The sequence below is a fragment of the Butyrivibrio sp. genome, assembly GCF_024699075.1.
This window is the reverse complement of record NZ_JAILQF010000174.1, coordinates 1-9,089: the sequence shown is the minus strand read 5'-3', so window position 1 is coordinate 9,089 and position 9,089 is coordinate 1. Positions and strand designations below refer to the sequence as shown.

10 protein-coding genes are annotated in these 9,089 nt (G+C 38.9%); 9 read left to right on the top strand and 1 reads right to left on the bottom strand.

Annotated elements, in window-relative coordinates; all coding sequences use genetic code 11:
• Nucleotides 1–53: 53 nt before the first annotated feature.
• The 6 genes from thiS (at nucleotide 54) to K6G87_RS06830 (ending at nucleotide 6,091) form a co-directional block, all read left to right on the top strand.
• Nucleotides 54–143, top strand: coding sequence for a sulfur carrier protein ThiS (gene thiS / locus K6G87_RS19925; RefSeq protein WP_334304860.1), 90 nt, complete (start codon nucleotides 54–56; stop codon nucleotides 141–143).
• A complete protein-coding gene (gene thiF, locus K6G87_RS06850; RefSeq protein ID WP_296835259.1) occupies nucleotides 143–769 on the top strand; it encodes a sulfur carrier protein ThiS adenylyltransferase ThiF in 627 nt (208 codons plus the stop codon). The genes thiS and thiF overlap by 1 nt, the downstream gene beginning before the upstream one ends.
• 39 nt (nucleotides 770–808) lie before the next feature.
• Nucleotides 809–1,576: a thiazole synthase gene (locus tag K6G87_RS06845; protein ID WP_296835263.1), complete on the top strand. Its 768-nt coding sequence runs from the start codon at nucleotides 809–811 to the stop codon at nucleotides 1,574–1,576.
• Between the two features lie 21 nt (nucleotides 1,577–1,597).
• Entirely contained in the window at nucleotides 1,598–2,896 is a 1,299-nt protein-coding gene (gene thiH / locus K6G87_RS06840) for a 2-iminoacetate synthase ThiH (protein ID WP_296835258.1), read from the top strand.
• Entirely contained in the window at nucleotides 2,877–3,491 is a 615-nt protein-coding gene (locus K6G87_RS06835; protein ID WP_330669791.1) for a thiamine phosphate synthase, read from the top strand. The genes thiH and K6G87_RS06835 overlap by 20 nt, the downstream gene beginning before the upstream one ends.
• A 614-nt stretch (nucleotides 3,492–4,105) precedes the next feature.
• The gene (locus K6G87_RS06830) at nucleotides 4,106–6,091 is read left to right on the top strand and encodes a methyl-accepting chemotaxis protein (protein ID WP_296835256.1); all 1,986 of its coding nucleotides are present in this window, start codon (nucleotides 4,106–4,108) and stop codon (nucleotides 6,089–6,091) included.
• A gap of 17 nt (nucleotides 6,092–6,108) precedes the next feature.
• Here the strand turns inward: K6G87_RS06830 and K6G87_RS06825 are convergent, their stop codons facing one another.
• Entirely contained in the window at nucleotides 6,109–6,891 is a 783-nt protein-coding gene (locus tag K6G87_RS06825) for a MerR family transcriptional regulator (protein WP_296835254.1), read from the bottom strand.
• A gap of 123 nt (nucleotides 6,892–7,014) precedes the next feature.
• Between K6G87_RS06825 and K6G87_RS06820 the strand changes: the two genes are divergently transcribed.
• The 3 genes from K6G87_RS06820 to K6G87_RS06810 form a co-directional block, all read left to right on the top strand.
• Nucleotides 7,015–7,449, top strand: coding sequence for a chemotaxis protein CheW (locus K6G87_RS06820; protein WP_296835252.1), 435 nt, complete (start codon nucleotides 7,015–7,017; stop codon nucleotides 7,447–7,449).
• 10 nt (nucleotides 7,450–7,459) lie between these two features.
• Nucleotides 7,460–8,158: a chemotaxis protein CheW gene (locus K6G87_RS06815; RefSeq protein WP_296835250.1), complete on the top strand. Its 699-nt coding sequence runs from the start codon at nucleotides 7,460–7,462 to the stop codon at nucleotides 8,156–8,158.
• A 179-nt stretch (nucleotides 8,159–8,337) separates the two neighbouring features.
• Nucleotides 8,338–9,089, top strand: a 752-nt coding sequence (locus K6G87_RS06810) for a glycosyl hydrolase family 8 (protein ID WP_296835248.1), incomplete at its 3' end; no start/stop codon positions are given.

Below are 9,089 nucleotides of genomic sequence, written 5' to 3'. Positions count from 1 at the left end.
AGTATATTGATTCCAAAGGGTATGACAAAGCCAAAGTTGCTGTGGAGATCAATATGGACATTTTGCCAAGGTGTGATTATGACTTACGGGAATTAAAAAATGGTGACACTGTGGAAATTGTTTCTTTTGTGGGAGGTGGTTGATGATCTCTAGGGATGAGCTTGATAGGGCATTTGACCAGCGATTTAGTAAGGAAATTCAGGTAAAACTAAGAAATGCCAGAGTTGCTATAGCAGGTCTTGGAGGACTGGGATCAAATATAGCTGTGGCTCTGGCAAGGTCTGGTGTTGGGCATATGCTGCTTGTGGATTTTGACCTTGTGGATATTACAAATATAAACCGCCAGGCCTATGGTATATCTCAAATTGGTAAACCAAAGACGCAGGCTATTCTGGAAGTACTTGCAGAAATAAATCCTTATCTGGACATTGAGATAATGCAGACAAAGGTTACAGAAGACAATGCTGCTGATATTTTTGAGGGTTATACGATCATTTGCGAAGCATTTGATAAGGCGGATCAGAAAGCAATGCTGGTTAATACCTTACTTGAAGAATTGCCGGACGCAGTGATTGTATCTGGTAATGGTATGGCGGGAGTAGGTAGTTGCAATGATATAAAAACTATTCAAAAAATGAAACGTCTTTATATCTGTGGTGATGAAAAAACAGATGTGGATGATGGCATTGGACTGATGGCGCCACGTGTTTTGACAGTTGCGGGGCATCAGGCCGGTCAAGTTATAAGACTTATTTTGGAACTAAAATAATTTTTTTATAAGAGGTAAAAAATGAAAGAGCTAGAAGAAATGAAAAATGACAAATTAGTACTTGGGGGACATGAGTTTAATTCAAGGTTTATCCTTGGTTCAGGTAAGTATAATATCAACCTGATAGAAGCTGCTATAGAGCAGGGCGGCGCAGAGATCATCACACTTGCAGTTCGCCGTGCCAATACTTCGCAAAAAGAAAATATTCTGGATTATATCCCTAAAGGAGTAACGCTTCTTCCAAATACTTCAGGAGCACGTAATGCCAATGAGGCGGTTCGTATAGCAAGACTGAGCCGCGAAATGGGATGTGGGGATTTTGTAAAGATTGAGATCATGAATGATTCTAAATATCTTTTGCCAGATAATTATGAGACTGTTAAGGCTACAGAAATCCTGGCTCAGGAAGGCTTTGTAGTGCTTCCATATATGTATCCGGATTTAAATGTTGCCAGAGCCCTTAAGGATGCAGGTGCTGCTGCAATCATGCCTCTGGCTTCTCCAATTGGAAGTAACAGCGGACTGGAAACCAAAGCATTTATTCAGATACTCATTGATGAAATAGAACTTCCGATCATAGTGGATGCAGGAATAGGCCGCCCATCTCAGGCCTGCGAGGCGATGGAAATGGGCGCTGCAGCAATAATGGCCAATACAGCTATAGCAACTGCGGGTGATGTTCCGGCTATGGCAGGTGCCTTCAAAAAGGCAATAGAAGCAGGCAGAGCAGCATATCTTACAGGAATGGGGCGAGTGCTTACAAGAGGCGGAAGTGCTTCAGATCCACTTACAGGTTTTTTGCGATAAATAAAGAAAGAAGACAGAAAAATGAATGAAGAAAATCAAATATATTTTATAGATAGTGATAAGCTTCCGGAGGAAGTTATAAAAAGAAAACACAGGCTGGAACAGGATCCTTCCTTTCGAACAAATCATATGGAATATATGGAAGGCATGGAGATCATTAAATCTGATATCAAGGATAAAGTTATAGATAAGATGAATAATTATGACTATTCTAAGTATACAGGAGTAGATGTGATCAATGCTCTTAGCCACAAAACCTGTTCTATTGAAGATTTCAAAGCATTGCTGTCACCTGCGGCAGCTCCATTTTTGGAGAAAATGGCAAGGAAGGCAACTCTTCTTACTGAGCAGCATTTTGGAAATACGGTGTATATTTTTACCCCTCTTTACATTGCTAATTATTGCCAAAATTATTGCGTGTACTGCGGATTTAATTGCTATAACAATATAAAACGTAAAAAGTTGACATTAGAAGAGATAGACCATGAAATGTCAGTTATAGCACAGACAGGCATGGAGGAGATCCTAATGCTGACTGGAGAAAGCAGACGCTATTCTGACATAAAGTATATAGGTGAGGCATTAAAGATTGCAAAAAAATATTTTCGTAATATAGGCATAGAAATCTATCCTGTAAATACAGATGAATATAAATATCTGCATGAATGCGGGGCTGACTATGTAACTGTTTTCCAGGAAACATATAATAGTGATAAGTATGAGACCTTGCATTTGCTTGGTCACAAAAGGGTATGGCCATATAGGTTTGATGCTCAGGAGAGGGCTTTAAAGGCTGGAATGAGAGGCGCCGGCTTTTCTGCACTACTGGGACTGGATGATTTTCGAAAGGATGCTCTTGCCAGTGCACTTCATGTATACTATATCAATAGAAAATATCCTCATGCTGAGTTATCCCTAAGTTGTCCGCGTTTGCGTCCTATTGTTAATAATGACAAGATCAATCCTCGTGATGTGGGAGAAAAGGAGCTGTGCCAGGTTCTCTGTGCATATAGGATCTTTCTTCCATATGTAGGTATAACGGTATCTAGCAGAGAGTCAGCGGCATTCAGAAATGGCATTGCCAAGATCTGCGCAACCAAGGTTTCTGCCGGAGTGTCTACAGGTATAGGTGATCACAAGGAGAAATACGATGACAGTGATGATACCGGGCATATTGATGTAAGGAGGGAAGCTCAAGGAGATGAGACAGCAGGCGATGAGCAGTTTGAGATAAGTGATAATCGTTCTATAGACCGGATGATGAATGATATGGAAAATGGAGGACTGCAGCCAGTATTAAATGATTATGTGTATGTATAAAAATATGATAGCTGTTACCAACAGACATTTAGTTAATGGGGACTTTATGGCCCAAATGGAAAAAGTGGTTGATAAGTCTCCAAGAGCCATTATTCTTAGGGAAAAAGATATCACCGAAAAAGAATATGATGAATTGCTTTTAAAAATTATCTTCTTAATTATGAATAAGAAGGCCCAGGATACTAATCATATAACATTGTATATACATAGCCATATTAGTCTTGTAAGTAAATACATTAGTATATATCCCTTTCTTGGAGTACATATGTCTTTGCACAAGCTTGTTACAAAAAAGAAAGAGGTAGTGGAACTTAAAAGACAATACCATATAAGTATCAGTGTTTCCTGCCATACATTAGATGAAGTGCGCATGGCTGCATCCTTTGGGGCAGACCAGATTGTTCTTGGTAATATATTTGAAACAGATTGTAAGAAGGGACTTCCTGGAAAAGGATTGGATTTCCTTGCAGAAGCTGTATCAGTAACGACATTACCTGTTTATGGTATAGGCGGGATCACTTTGGAAAATATAAGCGGACTGCTTGCTGCAGGCGCGGCTGGTGGATGTATGATGTCGGGATTTATGAGAGCGTAGAATCTTGGAAGGAGTAGATTGCATAGTTTCTTCTGAACGTATTGAAAATACTTATAACATAAGTGAAATTATAAAAGTGAACTCCTCGGCAATTGAATTACCGAGGATTCCCGCTTTATATCCTAAAGAATAATACTCCTGAATATTATGTACTTTATATTTAAGCCCGAAACAATAGCTTATTAAGACAGCACAAAGATTTAGAAGCAAATAAAATGTGAATATGGATGCCGAAAATCTAGTTAGAATTATTTAATTGCAAAAAATGTTAAAAATATGATAAAAATTTAATCAGTCTCAAATCCAGACATAGTCTTGGTTTGAGACTGTTTTTTATTGTAATGGGCAAAATGGTTTGTGATTTTTTTATGATTTTTTTGTTGACATGGTGGTAACAACCGGGTTTATAAAAAACAAGCACGTGTTAATAAAATAACAAATGAAGAATAACGAATAACAGATACTACTGACAAACAAGTAATTAACAATCAAGTAATTAACAAACAAGTAACTAACAAACAAGTAACTAACAAACAAGTAACTAACAATAAATCCGAAATGATAAATACATTAAAGAGTATCTGGAAACATAAATTATGGAGGAAATAAGTCTTATGAAACTTTCTAAGTTCAAAAATAGCGTAAAGACTAAGCTGATAGCCCTTATGCTGTTAATAGCAATAATACCGCTTCTCGTAGCTGTTTCGATCAGTTACAACAGCTCAACTGCAAGTGCAAAGGAATCTGCTAGAGAAACAATTGAGTGGCAGTCCAAGTACATAGAGTCAGAAGTTGACAAGATGTTCAACAACTCACTTACAGCTCTTACAAGCTTTGCTTCATCTCCGCTTACAATCTCTTTTCTCAAAGGAGAGTTAACAGATTCATCATCTGTCAAGCAGCAGATGATAGCTATAAATGAAGCATTCGATGATGATAACACAATCGTTGTATCTGACACTACCGGAATGATGGTTCTTAGAAGTGACAGCGGAACACTTAAGAGCATTGCAGATAGAGACTATTTTCAGAATGCTGTAAAAGGAACACCTTATGTTTCTAATGTATTTGTAAGTTCTGTTACTAATACAAGAAATATATGTATAGCTGTTCCTGTAACTGATACTGAAACCGATGAGGTTCTTGGCGTAGTCCATAAAACATTTGATCCTAATAATATTCACGATCTTCTTGAGACAGAGGCTGATGAGGCTTTCCTTGTTGATAAGAATGCTGATATGGTAGCTCATTCACAGTTTGAGATCGCAGCAGATGATGAAACGCAGAATTTCTCATCATCACCATATATGTCTTCAGATGATAAAACAGGTTTCTATATAAGTACAGCTAAGGGTTATCCTGTATATCTTAGCTATACCAAGAATGATCTGTCAGGATTTACTATCTGCGCAGCAGTAAGTGAAGCAGATGTTGTTGCGGAGGCAGCTAAAAGTGCTAACAGGATCATCATTGTCGGAGTGATAATGATAGTTCTCGTACTTATACTGTCACTTTATGTAGCTAATAACTTCACAAATCCTATCTTAGAGGTCAACAAGCTCCTTTCAGCGCTTGCTAATGGTGAGTTTAGAAAAATAGATAAATATACAAACAGAAACGATGAATTCGGCCAGATGATAGGCAATTCCAATTCAGTTATAGACAAGCTTGAGAGCATCGTCGGTCACATCAAGGAATCTTCAGGTACTGTAAATGCATCTTCAGAAGAATTGTCTGAGACAGCGAACCAGATAGCTTCTACAACTGAGAGCGTAGCAGAGGCAGTTCAGGATATCGTAACAGGTGCTACAGAGCAGGCCAAAGAGGTTCAGAAATCTGTTGAGAATGCCGGCGTGATCACAGAAGCTATAGGCAATGTTAAGGGATCAGCCACTGGTCTTAACGGTCTTGCAGATCGTATGAGAAATGCTTCTGAAACATCAAGCGCTTCTCTGAACAACTTCCACGAGTCAAGTGAAGCTATGACAGGCAAGATCGTAGATATCGCAGATAAGATCTCAGCTACACAGAATGCAGTAGCAGATATCAATGCAAGAGTAGAGGGTATATCCGGAATCGCAGCACAGACCAACCTTCTGTCTCTTAACGCTTCAATCGAAGCTGCAAGAGCTGGCGATGCAGGTAAGGGTTTTGCTGTAGTTGCTGAGGAGATCAGAAAGCTTGCAGATGATTCTGAAAAGCTTGCCAAAGAGATCCATGAAGTAATGGGTACACTTCTTGACGAGTCTACATCAGCTGTTAGAGCAGCTAACGAGATTATTGAAGAGAATAAGTCACAGCAGGTTGCACTTGCAGAAACAATAGATGCTGTAAACGGAATGATAAGCGATATTGAAAAGACTGTAGACAGTGTAACTCAGATTTCAGGCGAAACAGATACTTGCGTATCTTCTAATCAGAGCGTTTCTGATGCTATGGCATCCCTTTCAGCTATTTCTGAAGAGAATGCAGCTGCAACAGAGTCAACTGGCGCATCTGTAGAGGAACTTTCTGCTACAGTAAGTACACTCGCTGAGTCAGCTTCAAGCCTTAAGGACATCGCTGAGCAGCTTAACAGAGAGATGCAGTTCTTCAAATAAATATGGCAAATGGGGTATCAATCAAGCTTTGAGATAACAAAATAGTATTGATGATACCTCTTTTCCTCGTCATAGAACCTTGAAACAAGTATTGCATAAATTATATCAAACTCTCTTGAATACATACTGGTTATAGATGATTTGAAATCAGTAGCAATGGTTTCATCAATAGGGTCTCTGCCTACTACATCAATGATCTGACTTACAACATGAGATTTTTCTATTATGATTCCATTACTGATCTTTAGGAAGTCTGCGTAGCTTTTCTCGGTGATAAGGCCGTAACATTCCATGCCGTGCTTTAGTCCGTCAATACATAATGCTGTGGAAAAAAACTGCGAGTTATCAAAGGCAGTCTGCATTGACGGAAAATACTCGTCAGAGGGCTTGGTGGTGTAAGGAATGTAGAACAGATCTACAATGTCGGCTTCGTGAATCTCACCTATATGGTTCATGGCACTGCGAAGATACGGGAAATCCCGCTTTGCTTTGTCAAGAAGCAGCTGATACTTGGTTATGAGGTTAGTGTAATAATCGATATGGTCTTCCAGCATATTTACAATGGTCGGAAAATTCATATCGAAAATAGCATCCTTGGCATCAGATAGGGAAAAGCCCAGTGAGCGATATTTCAGAATATCAACCATTGTGCTGATATCCCAATAGCTGTATTCTCTATAGCCGTTTTTGGGATTAATATATGGATTTAAAATGCCAAGGCGTTCGTAGTGGCGCAGAGTTTCTCTTGTAACATTAAAAATCTGACATACCTGTTTGGTGGAATATTTGGATTCGATCATAATCTACCTCATGCCGTGAATGGTGATAGGGGTGATGATTCAAAATTAAAGACTATCTCATGATATGTCTATTATATAGCAAAAGAATTAATTGAAAAAGTATTGAAGTAAGCGAGGTTAGAAATGGAACTATCAGAAATAATGATAAATACAAAAGCTGAAGATGAAGGCGATCAGGCTATTATAGCTCAGGTAAGTGATGAGATCTTTGCAATTGATCTTTCATCTATTATATCAATTGAAAATATAGATATTTCAGAGATCACTACTGTTGATCAGGAGCCTGTAATATCCCTAAGAGACATGATCATTCCACTGGTATATCTTGATAAGATTTTTGATATTAAACCTTTGGATAATGATAAGAGCAATATCATCGTTATAGTATGCAAGCATGAGGATAAGTGCTTTGGACTTGTTGTTGATAGCCTTGTAGGGCAAAAAGAGATAATAAATAAGTCACTTGGAATACTTAGTGAAAATGAGTTTTTTAGTGGCGCATCGATTCTTGAAGATAAATTGGCACTGGTCCTTGATGTAGGATCATTCGTGGCATAAGGAGGTACAAATGGCTGAATTAGCGTTAAATGAGATGTCAGCGAAAGCTTTAGTAAGTAGTCAGAATGAAGACGATACAGTATTAAGTGAAATTGAAGCTGGGGTTTCAGCTTTATATGAGAATGTAGAGAATGGCTCTGAGTTAAGCGAGATTGAGGCTGGGGTTTCAGCTTTACATGAAAATGTAGAGAATGGCTCTGAGTTAAGTGAGATTGAGGCTGGAGTTTCGGCTTTACATGAGAATGTTGAGAATGCTGCAGTTTCAAATGAGAATGTAGCTAAGACTCAGATAATAAATGAGAATAAATATATAACATTTAGAGTTTCTAATGAACTTTACGGAATAGATGTTTCATTTGTAGATTCCATCATTCAACTTCCGGCTATAACAAGAGTTCCGGCAGCTCCTTCCTATTTTGCCGGAATAATAAATCTTCGTGGAGAGATCATACCTGTTATGAGCCTTAACAGAAGATTTAACGGTGTCGAAGATACTTTCGGCTCTAAGTCCAGTATTATAGTTCTTGATATGGGTGGTGATAAGCTCATGGGCATCATCATAGATGATGTAAGAGAAGTAGTTACCTTTGACGACAGAGATCTTGAAGGTTCATCTCCCTTTATCAGTAAGGAGATGTCTTTTATCAGCAGTATTGCCAAGAAAGAAGATGATCTAATCGCAATACTTGATATAGCTACGCTTTTGTAATGAATAAAAATACCTGCAGCTAAGGTGGCTTAAGTTCACCGAAGGTTGCAGGTATTTTTATGGCAATAATTAAATAGAAAAAGACAATATAAGATAAGACTAATAGACCTCTATATGTAAATATGATAATAGCAGTATATTCAATACTATAATGCATAAAAATGGAGAGTTTATTAGTTATGGGATCATTTGAGAACAAAACCTATAGAAATGTATTCAGAGAGATAGGTAAGACGCAGGAAGAGATAGATAAGAAGATCAAGGAAGCTGTAGATACTTTTTTCTATGATGAAAAAGAGAGGATCTATCACCCTGCAGGCAATGATATGGGATATCTTGTGGACACTGGCAACAACGATGCCAGAACAGAGGGTATGTCCTATGGAATGATGATGTGTGTTCAGCTCGATATGAAGGAAGAGTTCGACAGGATCTGGAAATGGGCCAAGACTTTCATGTACATGGAAGAAGGCGTCAATGAGGGATATTTTGCCTGGTCATGCCAGCTTGATGGAACCAAGAATGCGTATGGCCCTGCGCCAGATGGCGAAGAGTTTTTTGCCATGGCGCTATTCTTCGCATCTCACAGGTGGGGAGACGGAGAAGGAATCTATAATTATAGTAAGCAGGCTAAGGACATCCTTAGAGCCTGCCTTCACAAGGGCGAAAATGGCAGAGTGGGCGATCCTATGTGGAACAGAGATAATGGACAGATCCTGTTCGTTCCGGGAAGCCCCCATACAGATCCGTCCTATCATTTGCCGCACTTCTATGAGTTATTTGCGCTCTGGGCATATGAAGAGGACAGAGAATTCTTTAAAAAGGCTGCAACAGTCAGCAGGAAATACCTTGTAACAGCCTGCCATCCGGAGACTGGTCTTAATGCTGAATATGCTAACTTCGACGGCACTCCAATGGATGAGAAGCTTCC